The organism is Nitrosarchaeum sp. AC2, assembly GCF_013407385.1.
Classification (GTDB): Archaea; Thermoproteota; Nitrososphaeria; order Nitrososphaerales; family Nitrosopumilaceae; genus Nitrosarchaeum; species Nitrosarchaeum koreense.
In genome coordinates this window covers 557,055-575,139 of sequence record NZ_CP030847.1, presented here as the reverse complement: position 1 = coordinate 575,139, position 18,085 = coordinate 557,055, and the positions used below count along the sequence as shown (strand labels likewise).

Below are 18,085 nucleotides of genomic sequence, written 5' to 3'. Positions count from 1 at the left end.
TTTGAAAATTGCAGCGATTATTCCTGTAAAGACTTTCTCATTAGCAAAAACACGTTTAGATCTATCATCACATCAAAAAGAAGAAATTTGTAAAATTATGTTAGAAGAAATTTTACATACTTTATCAATTTCACCACAAATTGATAAAACAATAATTGTTACTAAAGAATCAAAAGCGATTGAACTTGCTAAAAAATACAATGCAATTATCATATCAGATAATGAAGAAAAGAGTGTAAACAATGCAGTTGCATTGGCGGACAAATATCTATTAGAAAATAAATTTGATGCATCAATAGTTTTTCCCCAAGACATACCATTTATCAAAACTCAAGATATTGATTTTATGTTAAACTACAAGATACCCCCAAATTTTGCCATAGTGGTACCATCTAGAAGATTTGATGGTACAAATGCCTTAGTAAGAATGCCAATTGATTTGATGATAACGCATTACGATGAAGATAGTTACAAAATTCATATGAAAACAGCAAAGGAAGTTACAAGAAACATAGCCCTAGTTTTTGTAAAAAGAATAATGTTAGATGTGGATAACATGGAGGATTTGAAGTTCCTATTAGAACAAAATGAAAAACCAGAGATTTCAAAGAAAATCAAGGGCATTTTAGACTTAAAATAAGAAAAAATATTATATTTTTTGTAGATCAAATATTTTTTTAACAAATATCACCAGCAAGTTTATAAGAAATAATTCAGCAATGGTTATATATCAGAATAAAATTTTGAAGGAAAAAAAATATGGTTAAAAATGTAAATCCAAAAGACAGATGCCCAAGATGTGGTCAAGGCACATTAGTTACAGATGCAACTACAGGTGAAAATTTCTGTGGAAAATGCGGTTTTGTAATTACAGATAAAGTAGATGAGTCAGGACCAGAATGGAGATCATTTTCAAATGAGGGTGAAAACAAAAGTCGAGCAGGGGTACCAACTTCTTTAGCAATGCACGACATGGGATTGGCAACAGTCATCAATCCTCAAAATAGAGATGCAACAGGCAAACCTCTCACATCTGCAATGAAAAGCACAATAGAGAGGCTAAGAACATGGGACAGTAGAAGTCAGGTTCATGAACCAGTTGACAGAAATTTTAGGCAGGCATTTAGTGAGCTTGATAGATTAAAAGACAAATTAGCAGTAGGTGATGCAGTCATTGAAAAGGCTGCGTATATTTATCGTAAAGCATTAGAAAAAGGACTTGTAAGAGGTCGTTCAATTTCAGCATTGATTGCATCTGCACTTTACGCTGCATGTAGAGATACTGAAACACCAAGAACTCTAAAAGATATAGGACATGCTAGCAACATAAAACGAAAAGATATTGCAAGATGTTATAGATTGCTATTACGAGAACTTAATTTGAAAATGCCTGTAGTAGATCCTGTAAAATGTATTTCTAGAATAGCAAGTAAGGCAGGATTGTCTGAAAAAACAAAAAGAGCCGCCACTAAAATTCTTCAAACAGCTGAAGAACAAAAAATATCTGCAGGAAAAGATCCTATGGGGTTAGCAGCTGCTGCACTTTACGTGGCATGTGTTACAAATGGTGAAAATAAAACTCAAAGAGACGTAGCAGAAGCAGCTGGTGTAACTGAAGTTACAATAAGAAACAGATACAAAGGTTTGAAAGTTGCTTTAAACCTGTAATGGTTTTTAGACGATATTAAAAATAGTTAAATAAATAGAAAATAAAATTTATTCAGTTTTTAACTTTTGTTCTTTTTTTGAATTAAAATAATCAAGCAACACTACCAAAATTGAAAAGGCACCAGAAATAAAAAATAGAATCTCCATAGTATTGAGAAGAGAATGAGAAAACGCAACATCAATTGCGATTTCATTTATTTGAGAAATAAAATTTGCATAAGAAAATATGAAATAATTTGTACCCCAATGAACTAGAATTGCAGTTATCAAACCAAATCGAACATACAACCATCCAAGAATTATTCCACTCATACTAGCCTGTACAAGTTTACCTTCGCTCCACGGTTCACCAGTCATTATGTGAGCTAATCCAAAAAATACACCTACAAAAACTATCAAAAATAATGATTTCTTATGATCAGATATGTGTAAGTAATGGCTAGGATTCCAAAGTGATTTAAAAAAATGACTTGGAGATAGTTTATGTGAATAAAATACAAAGAGAGGTAGTCCAATAAGTAGAACTCTGAATCCAAACTCTTCAACAATAGGGGAAAGACTAACATACAAAAATTGAGTTAAGTTATTATCTATTGGTGGGGGAACAGTTGGAATTCCAAAGAATTGCTGAACATAATCAATTGCAATCGAGAGCAAAATAATTATTGAAAACCATTTAGTAATTGTTATCATATAGTTAGATTTTGTTTCAAATTTTCCACGAGATAGATTCAAAGAAAGTAATTTCAAAAATCCAGACTTAGGTCCAAACATAGCTATCGCAAAAAGAGAGGCATAAATTGACCACAAGACAATAAAAACATCGCCTATTTCAATTCCATCTGGAATTAGATATTCAATTGTTTTAAAAATATCAAGGTCTTTTAGAGGATATTCAAAATTAATGTCATTTCCAATATCAGTGTTAAATACAGTAAACAAACCAATTGGAAACGACAGTAACATCATACCAAATATGACAGACAGAAGTGCCAAATGGGGAATTCCTACCAATTGGAGTATTTTGTTTGGAGATTGCAACGTATATCTAATGAAGTTCGATGCTAGCTTCAGGAAATCCTAGATGAATAAGGGTTTCCTTAATTGTGTCCCGATGATCACCTTGAAGAAATATGTATCCGTCTTTTGCAGTTCCTCCGCAAGCATATTTGTTTTTTAATTCTTTTGCAACTATTTCCAGATTATTTAATTTTGGATCCAATCCTTCAATCATGGTTCCCTTTTTCTTGAATCGTCTGGTTTCTAAACGAATTATAATTTTTGTACTATCTTTAGCAAGTTCACCACATGCGCACAGATCTTCTGGTAGACCACAAGTATTACAAATTACCGCCATACGTTCTAAATTAATTCAATTTTACGCACTATTAAGCCTTGTTTGATATAAAAATAGATTACAAAATAATTGTATTTTTTAAAGAGAAATTATAACTATCCACGTGTCAAAAGATCTTACAAAAAAAGCAGCAGAAATGCTATTGAATGGAGCAACATTGCTGAGTGAGCCATGTCCATATTGTTCAGGAGTAAGAGTGATGAAAGAAGGGCATGCATTATGCATTAACTGTGGAAGAGAGCCAGAGAAAAAAGAGATTCCAACTGAAACTAAACACCAAACTGAAAAAACAAGTATAGAAATAACATTAGAAAAAAAACTCTCTGAATTATCTAAGGAATTAGAACAGGAAGCAAATCATGAAAAACAACAACAAATTCTAAGATCTATTAATTCAATCATCGAAACAGTAGAAAAATTAAGAATTAATCAGACCACAAAAAAACAAGAATCCTAGGAACGTAACAATAGTATTGGAACTTTAATGCTATCAGTTATAGATTTTATTATAAATTCATAGTGATCATTTTCAAATTCAGACAAATGAGGATGATCAATTATCAGAAGATCAGTCTTTTTTTCTTTTACAAAATCCACTATCCAGTCAGATATAGAATCAGTTAATGCAACTTTTGTTTTAATTGGAATATCCTTCGCATTTGCAATCTTTTCAAATTTTTCAAGATTTTTTAAAATTTTTTCTTTGGTTTTAGCGTATGATTTTTTATCATGACTAGTTTCAAAAAAAACGAATTTTGAAGGTTTTTTATAAACACAGTCAATAACAGTAAGACTCCCTTCAAATTTTTGTGCAATATCTAATCCAGTTAGGAAAGACTTGTTCTCAAATTGTTTTGTAATAAATGCAACAACTATTTTTTTAAACATAATTTAAGTAAGAATGTATCCTAATAAAATTGATTATATCCAAAATGTCAAAATTCCTAATGTAATACTCATTACAACAAAGATGATAATTGTATAGGTTTGATATTTTTTTGCTTGTTCTTGTTCATAATATTTTCTAGGAGTTACACCAAGAGCAAAAAATATTATCATAGTTCCTAGAACTAATCCAAGAATGTTTGCGATAGTCAATGTAAGTGAATTGATAAACATGTCATAATCTAACATAGCAATAGATATTCCAGTGACTACTGCTGGTGGAACTAATGCAGCAGCTATTGCCACGCCAACAAGAATACCCGGAATATCTGAAGACATAGCTATGCCACCAGCTAATCCCAAAAGAATTGCAACTACTAAAAATACAGGAGTCATTTCAGTTCTTGCAAGAATTTCAGGCGTAATTTCTAATTCCATAAAAGATAATGCAATTGCAGTTAATCCTGCACCTATAGTGATTATCACCAATGTTAAAATTAATCCAGACTTTGCAGCTTTGTACATTTTTTTTGGCTGACCCACAGCAGCATTAAAAGAAAATGCAGTTATCGGACCAAGTAACGGAGACAACAACATGGCACCAATTACTAGAGATGCATTATTTGCAAAAAGACCAACTAAAGCAACTGCAGACGCAATTGCAATCATAAATACCAAATTTGTCTTTAGTTCTACAGAAGGTTCTGTAAGTGTCTTAAATTCTTCAGTTGTTTTTTTGTCTTTTTTTACATGTTTTAGCTTCTCTTCTTCATGTAATCGATCAGAATATTCAGATATTGCAGCATCCAGAGTTTGACTGATAAGATAAATCTCTTTGTGAGTGGTATCTAGAATATCACTTAATTCATTTATTACAGTCCTTGAAATTATATCAGGGACAATTACATTGTAATGAATTAATTTATGATCATCAATCATTGCCAATTTTAAATTGTATGAAACTTTGTATTTTTTTAAGATGTATTCGATACTTGGAGATTGTTGTTCAAAACAAGTTAATTCAATTCTTTTCAATTAATTAATTATATTTCAAAAATACTAATTAATGATTTCACTGACATCTCAAAATTGTATTTTTAGGCATAATGCGCTAAATTAATGAATAAGTTCAATCAGATGAGAGATTTTAGGCGTTTCTACTAAATTTTGATAAAAAATAGTCTCAAATCATCTTATTTTAAGAAACGTATGCCAATCTTGTTAAGGAATAAAGTATTTATGTCAAAATTCAAGCTTTGAAAAGTAGCAATGAGCAGTAAGAAGAAAGGAGCACCACTACCAGCATCAAGTGGAGGCCTCATGAGATTCTTTGAGGACGAAACCAAAGGATTCAAAGTAGATCCAAGAATTGTTGTTTCCGTTCCCATTAGCTTGATTGTGGTTTCTTGGCTAATTGACATATTTTTAGTTCCGAAATAAGATATGGAAAAATCTTCAGACGATGTTTCAAACATACACAATAGGTTTTCACTTACATTAATCAATCCAGCATCACATTATTTTTCTCTAGCTGGATCATTAGTAATTTCCGCAGTAATCACATCGATAGTCTATTTGGGGTATATTGGAACAAACGAAAATTGGTTTAGGATTCCAATGGTAATTGGAGTATTAGCATTATCCCAGTTAATTGACACACGATTCACCAGAAAAAAAGAATATTCAAAATCTCTACATGCATCTCTTTTTGGAAACATGTTATGGATTGCAGTGATTTTAATGGGATTACTTGCAAGCGTTGTCCTAGTAAAAGAGACATCGTTATTTTTTGTAACATATGGAATGTTTCTATTTGCAAGTTTCAGAATAGGAATTTTTACTACAACATTAGGTGCAAGTATCAAAAAAGCTTGGGCAATTTGCATGGTTCAACCACTTGCCATGTTTTTAGTAATGATACCATTTGATATGTGGTATTCAACTTTGACAAATCCATTGGCAATAGGATTTGGTGCAGTATTTCTAATAATTGCAAGTGTATGGTCGGTATTAACAGATAGAGCGGGAAGACCAGGTATGGAGAGCACACATAAAACAATACAAGCATACTTGGCATCACAGGGTAATGACTTTACAGAAGCGGAAGCAATAATTGAACAGCGTTCATTTAAAACAAAAGTATCCACATCACAAATTAGGTTAAGTGCATCAGATGGGAATATGAAATTTAGAATGGTATTACCTGAAATTCATCCAGGCCCATATCATCCAGTTGGAGGAAGTAATATTCCATATTTGATGTACAAAAATTTAGAATCTTCAGCGATGATCATGCATAGCATTTCAGATCACTCATTAAATCTTCCATCAAAAAATGAAGTTGAAAATTATTTAAAAAATCTAGATTCCAGCATAGTAAAAGAAGAAGGGTTGATGTGTACAGAACCAGTAACAGTTCAAATTAACAAAGCACGTGTAACAGGGTTACTTTTTGGAAATAATCCGTTGTTGTTTCTCTCATTGTCACCACATGGAATGGAAGATATTCCAAACTATATGAAAAAGGAGATTGAGCAATATGCTAAAAATAGAAATTATGTCAGAACACTGATAGTTGATTGTCATAATGCAATGGGTGAAGAAATTTCAAAAGAAGATGGTGAAGACATGTTAAAGGCAGCAAAATCATGTTTGGATTCACTAATTACAAAAGATAGTTATCCTATAGAGTTTGGGTACGCAAATTCAGACAGTATGGATGTATGGACTGAAGACTTGGCAATGGGAGGTCTAGGAGTAGTATGTCTAAAAATTAATGGTAAAAAATTCTTTCTTGGATGGGCAGATGCAAACAATATGGAAAATGGAGTAAGAGAAAAAATAGTTGAGAACTTTGCAAAACAAGGACGTCAATTATTGGAAATTTGTACATCAGACACACATTATGCTCCAGTCAAAGCTAGAAACAGAAACGGATACTATCAACTAGGACTCATTACTGGCGCTGACAAACTAACCAAGTGGTTTTTACAAATTGCATATGAAGCAGAATCAAAAGTATCTTCAGCAAAATTTGAAATTTTGGAAAATGAAGCAGATGTAAAAGTCATGGGTCAAGGCATTTATGAAGATTATTCCAAGGCACTAGACAAATCTCTGAAATTAACAAAAGGATTCATGATTGGAAGTGTCACATTATTCATAATTACCTTGTTTCTATAAACAAAAAATAATTCAATTTAGAACTATTGAAGTTGACAACCTTCGCATTTCTTCATGCTTCGTTCAGAACGTGTTTCTAATTCCAAATGGCATTCTTTACAGATTATTCTGTTTCTCATGACCATTTTACAAGATAAATAAATTTTAATGATTTTATTCATCACGTATCAACTACTAGTTAACATAAAATTAACATAGACTAGAGGAGAATAGATAAGCGATCTATGTTTCTAAAGTGTTCATTTGATCAAGATTTCCATAAAATTCATCAATAAATGATGAAAATTGAAAAACTGGAACTATAGGCACTCGATCTATAAAATCAATCTTATCTTGGTACAGAGTTACAATTACAGGCACAGCCATAGCACCAGGAGTTTTAGAGATGTAATGTTTTGTCCGTTCTATCTGTTTTTTTACTGCAGATGATAATGCAGAAGAACTATATCTTTTCCAATGTTTACAATCAATTAGCATAGCAACGCCCAATCTAATACCGATAACATCTATCTCCATTCGGGGTTTTGTCAGAATCAGATTTTTAATAATCGCAAAGTTTTTTGAGAATAGGATTTCAGCAACCAACCCTTCAAAATCTTTCCAGTCAAGTAGAACAGATATCTCATCAAGAGGACCACCATTTTTTATCAATTGGATAGCAGCTTTTAGTTTATCACCATCTTCAAAATAATACATGTCATTCTGTTTTTTTCCAATGCCATATTTCACGTAACCATCCAAGATATTCTGTGAATCAACAATGTTTGATTTTATAACTACACTGAAATCTTCTACAGATATGCCACCAGGAATAATTCCTTTTAATCCAGATAGTATTATTTGATTGAATTTCATATTGTTTTTCTTTTATAGTTTAGATGATATAGGTTTTAGGAGATATTACTAAACTGGTTATTATGAAATAGGTTTTATTACAACTAATCAAATTAACGGTTATGAAATTATTGCTAGTATTCATACTAGCTCTTGTAATTGTATATGGAATCAATAATGAATCATTTGCAGAAAAAAGCACATATTTTGATTCTGTAAAATTTATCCAGTATTTGGACGAAAATACTGCACTTGAAGAAGTTAGAAATGGAAATTTGGATATATACTATGACAGAATTTCGTCAGACAGACTAGAAAATCCCAAATCACGTGAAGGATTAGAGGTTTTTGATTCGACAGGGAGATCATATAGTATATTGGTAAATCCTGCAGAATCAAATGAATTCAATCCATTTTCGCTTAAAGATATCAGATTTGCATTAAACTATCTAATAGATAGAAAATTGATTGTAAACGAATTGATGGGAGGTTATGGTGCACCAATGATCTCAAACTATAGTCCATCTGACCCAGAATATCTTACAATAATCAAACAATTAGAGACATTCAATTTCAGATACAATCCAGCACTAGCTGAAGAAATGATTTCAAATGCACTAAAAGAAAATGGTGCAATAAAATCAAACGGACAATGGGAAATTAATCAAAAGCCAATAGAGATCATAGTTTTCATAAGAAGTGATGATCAGGTAAGAAAATCCATTGGAGAGATATTAGCTTCAGAATTAGAAAAAATAGGATTTACAGTAAAAAAAGACTATGGTGATTTGAATAAAGCATATGTTGTTGTATATGGTTCCAATCCAGCAGAACTAAAATGGAGTCTATACACTGAAGGGTGGTCAAGATCAGCATTTGTAAGGTATGATTCGGTGGGATTATCACAGATGTATTCTCCATGGTTCTCAAACATGCCAGGTTCAAACGATCCATCATATTGGAATTACAAAAATGATAAACTTGATGAAATAACTCAGAAAATTTACACCGGAGATTTTGAATCGGAAGAAGAAAGAGTGCTATTGATTCAAGATGCAATCGCAGAAGGAGTAGACCAATCAGTAAGAATTTTCATAGCAAGTAAAATTGATCAGTTTGTAGCAAATGAAAAAATGGAAGGAATCGTAAATGATTTGGGAGCAGGCGTTCCAAGTAGATTCACACCAATTAATTCGAGAAATGGAGAAAGTGAATTAGTTATCGGAGTAAAACAGATCTATCAAGGGTCCTGGAATCCAGTCATGGGATTAAGTGATACATACAGTAGACAGATTTGGGGCATAATTTCAGATCCAATCACGTTCAAACATCCATTTACTGGAAAAACATTTCCAGTCAGAGCAGATTGGAATGTAGATACTGCAGGACCAAATGGAAAATTAATTTTACCTGATGATGCGATTATGTGGGATCCCATCACACATCAATGGAAGAAAGTAGATCATGGAACTCAAGCAACAAGCAAAGTCAGATACGATTTGAAGTTTAGCAATTGGCACAATGGTCAAAAAATGGATATGAATGATATTTTGTATTCATTGTATTTTGTAATGGAGTGGGGAGTTCAAACAGATGAAAACGATAAGACTTATGATGTAGAATTCACATCTATTGCATCACAATCTGTAAAAACAATTATTGGGATAAAAGTGATTGATGACGATACAATTGAGGTGTATGTAGATTACTGGCATTTTGATAATGATGAAATTGCAGAATGGGCCTCATTATGGAGTTCAATGCCGTGGGAAATTTCAGTAGCTATGGAACAAGCAGTGTTAGATGGAAAAGTGTCATTTTCAAGATCTGGAGCAATTAATAAAAATGTGAATTGGATTTCGTTGATTATTCCTAATGATGCTCAAACGATACAAAGTTATTTGAATGAATTTAGTGAAAAGAAATACATTCCAAATTCATTAAAAATATTTGAAAAAGACATCAAATATTTTGATGAGAGATATACGGCATCATCAGAGTGGGTCAAATCACACAACCATGCAGTGATTAGCAATGGACCATTTTATCTCAGTGCATACTCACCTGAATCACGAACAATAGTCGTAAATGCTTTTGATGATCAGAGTTATCCTTTCAAGTTGGGTTATTGGTCAGAATTTGAAAAAACAGAATTTCCAAAAATAACAAACATAAATTTACCAAACATAATTCAAAAAGGAGTTCAATTAGAAATTGACATAGATACCAAAAATGCAGACTCTGTTCTTTATTTTTTGACAGATAGCAACAATAATTCAATATCAGAATTAATTAACATCGATAGTAGTTCCACTAAAATTATAATCGATGCTGAAAAAATTAAAGAATTAGGAGTTGGTGCTAAAGATTTAAAGATATTTGCAATTTCAGATTCAGTTTTAAAGCCAGATTACTATTCAACTAGTTTCTTAATGGTAGAAAACAACGGAGAGTTACCTGATCTTAATCAAGATAACATAGAGTATGATCAAAATAATTCATCTGAATTTGCATGGCTACTTGTTCCCATAATAATTGGCATCATCACTATGATTTACATTAAGAAAAGAAAGAAATGAGTTATTCAGATAATCCGTATTCTTTTAAAATAATATCAATTTGATCTTCAGATTCCAATTTAGAATATTCATTTAGGAGGTTTTGATTTAAATCATAAAATGTGTGTCCCCATTTGAATTTATCAAGTATTGCAAGGGCATCATCTTTAAAACCTAAAATAAACAATGATGCAGATAACGCCTCTGCAGTAGTAAGCTTGTTGAGCTTTGCGTAATTAACAGGATTACCAGCTAGTAATGGTGGAAGTTTTCTTGTAATTCCATTAAATTTTTTTGAAAATGCTTGGTCAGCTAGAGTCCATGAACAGTCAATTCCAACTATTGAATTTATCAAAGATTTGTCTTTAGGTAAAAGAGTTTTTTCAGAAAAAGGATCCAAAACCAGTCCTTTATTTCCAATTTTTTTGATGCTTTTTGCAATTCCGAACTTGACCATTTTTGCAGCTGTACATTTTTTTGGATCATCCTGATAAAACATCAAAACTTGTAGATTCATCTATGTTCAAATATGAAATAAATAGTATTTTGAACTTACTCTACCATTTTGTAGTTAATCTTATAGTAAAATCTCGATGTTTGATCTTCTTTGACTACATCTACATTCCAATTTGTGTTTGGCAAAAATACATCTGAAGATACAGGAAGAATATCAAATTTCTCAAGATATACATCTGGACCACTATATCTGACGTTTAATTCAACTCCATCTACAGACACTACATCATAGATTTGTCCAGGTTTTCTAGTAGAATCCTGTACAAGACAATCTACTTCTTGACCTATAATGCAAATTCCAGATTCAGAAGTAATTCTCAGATTCACATCAGATTGATCAGTTTTTGAAGAAAGTAATGAGCCAGACAACACACGTGGAAATGCCTGGGCATCATCAATGGTTTTTTCATTTGTAATTATAGATATTTTATCCTCGGAGATTCGGTTTACCTTATCAATTAAAGTTGATGGAACTTTTACAGGTTCAACAATGACTGGTTTCTCTATCACATTAAACATTATAGATTTTGTCTCAAAGCCAGCATCTACTGTAATTTCATATGAACCGATACTTGATGGAGTGTCAGAAATTGTAATTTGGTGTGAAAATGATCCAGATGAACTTGGTCGAATTGTAGTTACTGGACCCACATGTTTGCCACAATAAAATGTACCACATGTTATCTCACCCTCTTTTTTCTGAATCACACTAACATCAAATTTTTCAAGATAAATTAGCTTGTTTGGTTTACCAGAGATAGTTACAGTATCTCCAGGATAATAATCAGACTTGTCAGTAGCTAATAAAAGCGATAATTTGTCAGTTGAGCCGAAAGAAAAGTCATTTGCAATTGTGAAAATAGATTCAGATTGCTTTCCAGAATACAATGCTTTAATTTTATACTCACCTTCACTGAAAACAGTTACAGGTAATTCAAATGAGCTTTGGAAGTTTCCTCCTTGATCAGGATAAACAGATGCCTCACTGATTTGTTTGAAAGGAGTCTTGTTATCAAGTACACGTATTGTTACTCTGTCTGGAACTACTAACCCTTCAGAACCTTGATCTCGTTTAATTATATTTCCAATTACTTTTAATTTCTCTCCTGCTTTGTAAAGAGATTTTTCAGTTGTAACATACAGAGGAACCAAAGTTAAAGAATCATTGGCAGGATCAGAAGAAACTTTGAAAAAAACATCAGTGCCAGCAGATGCGATGGATACTCTAATTTTATAAATTCCATAATTAGATGTGGTGACAGAACGATCATCTGTCTTTATGGTAAGAGGTTTTTCAGATATTGGAGTGACCCAAGACCAAGAAAATTGTTGGTTATCTACAGTAGCACCAGAATTAACTATACTTCCATCAGGTTTTGTAAGAGAAATTTTTATAGAATTATCGCCTGTAGGAGGAAGAATTCCAGTCAAAACAACAGTTTCGCCTAGACCGTAAACTTGTTTATTTAGAGAAATTAATGCGCCATTTTCTAATTTCAAAGGATCAACTATTCCAACAGAAGTAGAAGTTGTCAGTCCACGATATTCAGCTTTTATTTTATAATTTCCATCAGCAAATGCATTTTGTAAAATTTTTGTTTGAACTGAAAATCTTCCAGAAGGATCTGGAGTGGCAGTTAATTCATATGCAACGACCAATCCATTATTCAATCTAGTTTTAGTATGCGGCATTTGTGCGACAATTTCCAAAGGACGTCCATCCTCATGAGATATTGAAATTGCTACTGAGGCGGTTTGATAAGTCGAACTGGTAACAGGATTTTTAATATAACCAGTAATTGTCATGGTTTCACCTAAATTATAGATCAGTTTGTCTGTGGAAATTGAGATAGGATTACTACTTACAATAAAGTCATCAGGATTTGCTACAGCGTGAATTGTCTTTGATGCAGAGCCAAGACTTTGGGATACAGAGATTTTGTAATCTCCTAATCGAACATCACTATCTGGAATTTTAAAAGAATATGAGAAAGTTCCATCGCCAGATACTTTCAAAGTATCTAATATTTTAAACCCAGAATTACCACCACCAAGAGCAGCGGTAGCAAGTGCGGCATTTTTGGTTTGTAATATTTCCAGATTCATAAATTGAACCCACACGGTGTTTAGTCGACCAGTAATTGTAACAGTTTCGCCTAAAGCATATGCATCTTTGTCGGTCCATATCGAAATTGCTTTTGCCTCTTTGATGTCTTTTACTACTTCAAAAAATGCAATGGATGATTTATCATAATATTCGGCAGTGATCTGATAGGTACCAAATGCTGGATTCACAGGAGTGATATACACATTTGTTGAAAATTTCCCATTGGTAGGATACAAGCTTCCTAATGAAATTATTTTGCCACTAGGATCCTTGATGTTAAATTTCAAGCCTTCAAATGGAATTGCCTCAGTAGTAATTCCTGTTAAAGACAAAGTATCTCCAGGATAATATTGTGATTTATCAGTAGCAATACTAAGAGTGTTGTTTTTTGCAATAATATCTGGAACAATTTCATTCCCTACCGTAAAGCTTGTTTGTGAAGTTGCTCCACCATATGTAACTGAAACCAAGTAAACTCCTTTGCTTATACCAAGAACTTGTTGAAGATTCAACGAAGTCTTATAATTCAAATTAAGATCAGGGTAGAGTGAAATTGTTTTATCATATTTGGGTCCAGTAATCTTTACAGATATTTCATCAGCATGGAAATATGGGGCAGTGATGAATACTTGTTTTGAGATTTTGCCGGTAATGGATGCAGTTTCACCAAACAGATATGATTCTTTATTAGTAGATACAGTTACTGTGACGTCTGTTTTTGTTTCAGTAGTAGTTACCTTTCCATTGGATGAGCCAGCTGTAGGAATTGTAAACTTCCAGTCGTTAGAATTATCCAAGTCATATCCATCATAGATTCGTTGCCAAGAAGTTAAATCATTTTTAGGATCAGACAGTAATGGAGTTTTATCTATAACAACTCCATTCTTGTCTCTTAGTTCTACTAATTCATTAGAATCGGCAAACCATAAACTTTGATATGAAAATGTCAGATACTTGCCTGGTTCAATAAAAGTACCAGATGAAATTGTCATTGTTTTTTTCAATGCAGTAGTCGAAGCAATTTGCCAACCACTGATATCTATTTTAGAACTTGTCGGATTGTAAAGTTCAATCCATTCTAAAACGGATTTAGAATCATCTCCGGGCGGATTAATATCAATTTCATTTATTACGACATGATTAGTAGATTGAGCGCTTGCTGTACCAACCAAACCACCGAGTAGCAAAATGGAAAATAAAACTAGAATATTTTTCATGTTGTCCAATATAGGGTGCTTAATAGCCTCATTTTAGAATTGAATTGAGCAAAAGTTGAGCTTGTTGTGAAAGTCATATATCTTAAAATCATTACAAAATATGGGATTTTTATCGTTTTAAGTAATACGTAGAAGTTATTCTCCTACAGAGTCACAATTAGGGCATTTTTTATTAAATATTGATGAACCACACTCAGCACAAATACCCTCACCTACATCTTTCTCTAATGCTTTTTTCCTGTTAGCCACATAGAATTTGATTCCAAAATACATGACAATGACAATTATCGTAGCAACCGCTATTCCTACAAATGGAGATAACCCAAGCATGAAAAATACAAGTCCCACTATCAGAATTATGTCATGTTTTTCAAAATTCAATAAAATTAAAACAAATCATAATTGATAAAAACATGCCGGAGCTCAGAGCGATTAATTTTACTTCATATCAATTCATTACTCTAACTCTTCCTCATTGCTCGGCGATAAATTTAGAATGTTAATTGATAATAAGATAATGATTAGTGGTGGGATCGGCGTGATTTGAACACACGACCTCTGCGTCCCAAACGCAGAATCATACCAAGCTAGACCACGATCCCAGTGAATCCCCAAAGTCGCCCAATTTAAGCTTGACAGATAATCATTTTAAAGGCAGTCAAAAGAACAGAAAAACATTGCAATCTGAAGATTATATCAAAGCTGGAAAAATAGCTGCAGAAGTAAGAGAAATGGCAAGAGAGAAAAACTGGGTTGGAAAAACAGTTTATGAAATTTGTGAAGAAATAGAAAGTCAAATTAAAAAACGAGGAGCAAAATGTGCATTTCCTGTAAATACAAGTATTAATGAAATTGCTGCTCATTACACGGCAGAACCAAATGATCCGACAACTATTTCAGAATCAGATTTGTTAAAAATTGATCTTGGTGCTCAAATTAATGGATACATTGCAGATACTGCAGTTACAGTATGTCAAGATCCACAATACACAGGATTAATTCAAGCAGCGGAAGAAGCACTAAGCAATGCAATGTCCATGATAAAAGTTGGAGTCAAGGCAAGTGATATCGGTAGAACTATAGAAAAAACAATTAAACAAACGGGATTCAAACCAATTGCAAATCTTAGCGGTCATTCTTTAGGACAGTATACAATTCATGCAGGAAGATCTATTCCGAACATCTGGTCGGTTGGCGGATTTACACTTGCAGGAGATACAGCTTATGCGTGTGAACCATTTGTCACTACGGAAGATGGTGGGGGTTTTGTAAGGAATGGAAAAATAAAAAACATTTTTGCGTTAAACTCTAGAAAGAAAACAAAAAATGATGAAGCAGATAAACTGCTTGATTACATATGGGAGAAATTTAACATGTTACCTTTTGCGCTAAGATGGATTACAAAAGAATGGGAAGAAAAGAAAGCCCGAGAACTATTAGAACTACTTGTTAACAAAAAGGCAGTCCAAGCATATCCAGTTTTAATTGAGATAAATGAGAAAAGAGTAGCACAGGCAGAGCACACCTTTATTCCAAATGATAACGGAGTTACAATAACTACTATTTCTCAATAGAACAAATTTTCCATATTCCAAGATATGTTTAGGAAGGAAATTCAATCCATAATTGCAAATAACATATAGGTTATAATGTATAAAAATAATCAACTTCCGATATGAAATTTCAGATTATAAAAGATCCTATGAGCATGTTGGAAATCGACATGAACAAAGGAGAGTCGATTAGAGCAGATGGAGGGTCATTTGTTTTTAAAATAGGAAATTTTGACATAAAGACTCACACAAGAGAAGGATTTCTAAAAAATCTAAAAGTATCAATTTTAGGACAAGAATCATTTTTCATTAACGATTTTAATGCCATGGGAGACAGTTGTAAATTGGGTCTATCAGGACCTCCAGTGGGTGATATCATTGAAATTCCCATCACTGCAGAACAGGGATTCATCATACAATCTGGTACGTATGTTGCATCAACAAGTTCTGTTGATCTAGATACCAAATGGCAGGGGTTTTCAAAAGGAATTTTTGGAACCGAATTATTCATGTTAAAAGCTACTGGAAAAGGCTCTGTTTTTGTTAACGCATATGGTGGAATTATTAAAAAAGAATTAGAATCAGGTGAAACAATGACTCTGGATAATTATCATTTAGTTGCACTTAGCAACAATTCTCATTATGTGGTAACTAAATTTGGAGGAATCAAAAGTACTCTGTTTAGTGGAGAAGGATTAGTTACGGAAATTACAGGTCCTGCCATAGTTTACTTTCAAACTAAAAATCTAAAAGAACTGATGGACCTTATTTCGGGAGAACATACGAAGGATAATTCTTCAAACACACATACTATGGCTCAAGCTGCAATGTTAGGGTTGAGATTTGCGTCAGGATTTAAATGAAGAAATAAGGTTTCAAATTATTTTTCCATAGTTTCGCCAAAGATTTTTTCAATTACAGTAATTCCATCACATGAATCACATTTTGAAGATTCAGTAAAGAGAAAATCACCTTCACGATATTTTCTTTTTCTTTCCAAGTTACATTTTTGGCATTTTTCTACAGTATATTCAACAATGGTTTTTTCTTTTGAGAATATCATTGTGGGATCCCCATAGTATTTCCAACTCCAATTAACAAAACAGTTTGGCCAGGTTTTGTGTTATCGTGAATCATCTCAGATATCTGGGAGCGAACATCGTCAGCTTTGTCAGCAATGTCTTTAGTCATTAAAGTGATTGCTTCTTTGACTGATTGTTTTATGACAATTGCAAAGATGGGGATGTTATTTTTTGTTGCAATGTCTTCAATTTGAAATCTTTCAGTTCCAATACCACCAATTGCGGCACCAAATCCTTGTGCAATTGTTGCAGAATCTTCGCCTTCCATTTTTAATGCAGCATCAACCATGATGATAATATCGGGTTTATTTTTAGAGAGTATTGTCTCCATTGCATCTCCAGGTCTTCCCACTGTGGAACCAGGACCTTCAGCTTTTAGTAGTAATAATTTTCGTTGATCATGTTGAGTTTCACCTAAAACAGTTTGAAAAGCAATAGATTCTTTTTTAGACTCTAACATCATTTTACCTACAACCATAGGGCCTATGCCATCACCTATTGGCTGACCCATTTTAAAAGCAGGGATAGCTTTGTGCATTGCTTCTGCTTCTTCTAGTATGAAAGGCAAAATCATCTGAAGTGGTAAAATTAACGGATAATTGTTTTGTTTTTTGGCAGTTAAGAACATGTGATTAATTACTTTGTGAATCATCTGTAGAGTAGTAGCAATTTCAAGCAATGTTTGAATTTTAGTTAATTCCAACTCACTTGTTTGTGGAGATAAGGATTTTACATGCTCACGAGTATAATCCTCTCTTGCTCTAACAATATGTCGTACTTTACCAATTATTCCATTAGGATCCATATCGACTGGCATTATTGTAAAATAATCCAAAAAACGGTCAACCTTTTTAGTAGGATCTTCTGCAGGATTCATATTTTTTTTAATATAACTAATTAATTCAGTTCGTGATTTTGTTTTGTAATCTTCAAGTTTTTTTATTCCTTTTTTTATTTCGCCAGAAGTTACCGCCAATTGAATTCTTTGACCGTATAATACAAAGATGAAAATAGGAATAATCCAGATCAACATCATTATTGGATTAGTATCCCCACCTGATCCAAAGAGTTGATCGAAATCAATGTCTGTAAAATCCAATAGACACAGAAATTTGAGATTCTAAA

At 32.8% G+C, this 18,085-nt stretch carries 18 protein-coding genes and 1 tRNA gene; 8 read left to right on the top strand and 11 right to left on the bottom strand.

Annotation, left to right across the window (positions count from 1 at the left end; all coding sequences use genetic code 11):
* Position 1 precedes the first annotated feature (1 nt).
* Entirely contained in the window at positions 2-640 is a 639-nt protein-coding gene (gene cofC, locus DSQ20_RS03380) for a 2-phospho-L-lactate guanylyltransferase (protein ID WP_179366037.1), read from the top strand.
* A 119-nt stretch (positions 641-759) separates the two neighbouring features.
* Positions 760-1,668 (top strand): transcription initiation factor IIB family protein, encoded by a 909-nt coding sequence (locus DSQ20_RS03375; protein ID WP_007550110.1) that lies wholly within the window; start codon positions 760-762, stop codon positions 1,666-1,668.
* A 48-nt stretch (positions 1,669-1,716) separates the two neighbouring features.
* Here DSQ20_RS03375 and DSQ20_RS03370 read toward each other — a convergent pair whose 3' ends face one another.
* Positions 1,717-2,664, bottom strand: a complete 948-nt coding sequence (locus tag DSQ20_RS03370; protein ID WP_305080065.1) for a CPBP family intramembrane glutamic endopeptidase — start codon at positions 2,662-2,664, stop codon at positions 1,717-1,719.
* Between the two features lie 52 nt (positions 2,665-2,716).
* Positions 2,717-3,025, bottom strand: coding sequence for a stress response translation initiation inhibitor YciH (gene yciH, locus DSQ20_RS03365; protein ID WP_048109562.1), 309 nt, complete (start codon positions 3,023-3,025; stop codon positions 2,717-2,719).
* 103 nt (positions 3,026-3,128) lie between these two features.
* On the opposite strand from yciH, the gene DSQ20_RS03360 reads away from it, so the two are divergent.
* Complete coding sequence (locus DSQ20_RS03360) at positions 3,129-3,482, top strand: Sjogren's syndrome/scleroderma autoantigen 1 family protein (RefSeq protein WP_179366035.1); 354 nt, start codon at positions 3,129-3,131, stop codon at positions 3,480-3,482.
* On the opposite strand, the gene DSQ20_RS03355 is transcribed toward DSQ20_RS03360, so the two are convergent.
* Positions 3,479-3,913: a universal stress protein gene (locus DSQ20_RS03355; protein ID WP_179366034.1), complete on the bottom strand. Its 435-nt coding sequence runs from the start codon at positions 3,911-3,913 to the stop codon at positions 3,479-3,481. The genes DSQ20_RS03360 and DSQ20_RS03355 overlap by 4 nt on opposite strands.
* 33 nt (positions 3,914-3,946) lie before the next feature.
* Positions 3,947-4,945 carry a TIGR00341 family protein gene (locus DSQ20_RS03350; RefSeq protein ID WP_179366033.1) on the bottom strand — a complete coding sequence of 333 codons (999 nt, stop codon included), beginning with the start codon at positions 4,943-4,945 and terminating at the stop codon, positions 3,947-3,949.
* Positions 4,946-5,179: 234 nt separating this feature from the next.
* On the opposite strand from DSQ20_RS03350, the gene DSQ20_RS03345 reads away from it, so the two are divergent.
* Positions 5,180-5,350, top strand: coding sequence for a preprotein translocase subunit Sec61beta (locus DSQ20_RS03345; protein WP_007550105.1), 171 nt, complete (start codon positions 5,180-5,182; stop codon positions 5,348-5,350).
* 3 nt (positions 5,351-5,353) lie between these two features.
* The gene (locus DSQ20_RS03340) at positions 5,354-7,093 is read left to right on the top strand and encodes a DUF2070 family protein (protein WP_179366032.1); all 1,740 of its coding nucleotides are present in this window, start codon (positions 5,354-5,356) and stop codon (positions 7,091-7,093) included.
* A 222-nt stretch (positions 7,094-7,315) separates the two neighbouring features.
* On the opposite strand, the gene DSQ20_RS03335 is transcribed toward DSQ20_RS03340, so the two are convergent.
* Positions 7,316-7,948, bottom strand: coding sequence for a hypothetical protein (locus tag DSQ20_RS03335; protein ID WP_179366031.1), 633 nt, complete (start codon positions 7,946-7,948; stop codon positions 7,316-7,318).
* Between the two features lie 101 nt (positions 7,949-8,049).
* Between DSQ20_RS03335 and DSQ20_RS03330 the strand changes: the two genes are divergently transcribed.
* Complete coding sequence (locus tag DSQ20_RS03330) at positions 8,050-10,506, top strand: ABC transporter substrate-binding protein (RefSeq protein ID WP_179366030.1); 2,457 nt, start codon at positions 8,050-8,052, stop codon at positions 10,504-10,506.
* 1 nt (position 10,507) lies between these two features.
* Here DSQ20_RS03330 and DSQ20_RS03325 read toward each other — a convergent pair whose 3' ends face one another.
* The 4 genes from DSQ20_RS03325 to DSQ20_RS03310 form a co-directional block, all read right to left on the bottom strand.
* Positions 10,508-11,002, bottom strand: a complete 495-nt coding sequence (locus DSQ20_RS03325) for a DUF367 family protein (RefSeq protein ID WP_179366029.1) — start codon at positions 11,000-11,002, stop codon at positions 10,508-10,510.
* Between the two features lie 35 nt (positions 11,003-11,037).
* On the bottom strand, positions 11,038-14,325 hold the full coding sequence (locus tag DSQ20_RS03320; protein ID WP_179366028.1) for a lamin tail domain-containing protein: 3,288 nt from the start codon (positions 14,323-14,325) through the stop codon (positions 11,038-11,040).
* A 135-nt stretch (positions 14,326-14,460) separates the two neighbouring features.
* On the bottom strand, positions 14,461-14,706 hold the full coding sequence (locus DSQ20_RS03315) for a hypothetical protein (RefSeq protein WP_255458317.1): 246 nt from the start codon (positions 14,704-14,706) through the stop codon (positions 14,461-14,463).
* 144 nt (positions 14,707-14,850) lie between these two features.
* Positions 14,851-14,927, bottom strand: a tRNA-Pro gene (locus tag DSQ20_RS03310).
* A 75-nt stretch (positions 14,928-15,002) separates the two neighbouring features.
* On the opposite strand from DSQ20_RS03310, the gene map reads away from it, so the two are divergent.
* Together map and DSQ20_RS03300 are read left to right on the top strand one after the other, a co-directional pair.
* On the top strand, positions 15,003-15,899 hold the full coding sequence (gene map / locus DSQ20_RS03305) for a type II methionyl aminopeptidase (RefSeq protein WP_179366027.1): 897 nt from the start codon (positions 15,003-15,005) through the stop codon (positions 15,897-15,899).
* 101 nt (positions 15,900-16,000) lie between these two features.
* Positions 16,001-16,741 carry a TIGR00266 family protein gene (locus DSQ20_RS03300; RefSeq protein ID WP_179366026.1) on the top strand — a complete coding sequence of 247 codons (741 nt, stop codon included), beginning with the start codon at positions 16,001-16,003 and terminating at the stop codon, positions 16,739-16,741.
* A 17-nt stretch (positions 16,742-16,758) separates the two neighbouring features.
* Here DSQ20_RS03300 and DSQ20_RS03295 read toward each other — a convergent pair whose 3' ends face one another.
* Together DSQ20_RS03295 and DSQ20_RS03290 are read right to left on the bottom strand one after the other, a co-directional pair.
* On the bottom strand, positions 16,759-16,941 hold the full coding sequence (locus DSQ20_RS03295; RefSeq protein WP_179366025.1) for a hypothetical protein: 183 nt from the start codon (positions 16,939-16,941) through the stop codon (positions 16,759-16,761).
* Positions 16,938-18,059, bottom strand: a complete 1,122-nt coding sequence (locus tag DSQ20_RS03290; RefSeq protein WP_179366024.1) for a DUF1512 domain-containing protein — start codon at positions 18,057-18,059, stop codon at positions 16,938-16,940. The genes DSQ20_RS03295 and DSQ20_RS03290 overlap by 4 nt, the downstream gene beginning before the upstream one ends.
* Between the last annotated feature and the right edge of the window lie 26 nt (positions 18,060-18,085).

Bases quoted from the DNA above. Each gene is read 5' to 3' on its own strand.
- DSQ20_RS03295 (WP_179366025.1), bottom strand. From the start codon at position 16,941: ATGATATTCTCAAAAGAAAAAACCATTGTTGAATATACTGTAGAAAAA.
- DSQ20_RS03375 (WP_007550110.1), top strand. From the start codon at position 760: ATGGTTAAAAATGTAAATCCAAAAGACAGATGCCCAAGATGTGGTCAA.
- DSQ20_RS03300 (WP_179366026.1), top strand. From the start codon at position 16,001: ATGAAATTTCAGATTATAAAAGATCCTATGAGCATGTTGGAAATCGAC.
- DSQ20_RS03340 (WP_179366032.1), top strand. From the start codon at position 5,354: ATGGAAAAATCTTCAGACGATGTTTCAAACATACACAATAGGTTTTCA.
- DSQ20_RS03330 (WP_179366030.1), top strand. From the start codon at position 8,050: ATGAAATTATTGCTAGTATTCATACTAGCTCTTGTAATTGTATATGGA.
- DSQ20_RS03335 (WP_179366031.1), bottom strand. From the start codon at position 7,948: ATGAAATTCAATCAAATAATACTATCTGGATTAAAAGGAATTATTCCT.
- DSQ20_RS03325 (WP_179366029.1), bottom strand. From the start codon at position 11,002: ATGAATCTACAAGTTTTGATGTTTTATCAGGATGATCCAAAAAAATGT.
- DSQ20_RS03355 (WP_179366034.1), bottom strand. From the start codon at position 3,913: ATGTTTAAAAAAATAGTTGTTGCATTTATTACAAAACAATTTGAGAAC.
- DSQ20_RS03320 (WP_179366028.1), bottom strand. From the start codon at position 14,325: ATGAAAAATATTCTAGTTTTATTTTCCATTTTGCTACTCGGTGGTTTG.
- DSQ20_RS03345 (WP_007550105.1), top strand. From the start codon at position 5,180: ATGAGCAGTAAGAAGAAAGGAGCACCACTACCAGCATCAAGTGGAGGC.
- yciH (WP_048109562.1), bottom strand. From the start codon at position 3,025: ATGGCGGTAATTTGTAATACTTGTGGTCTACCAGAAGATCTGTGCGCA.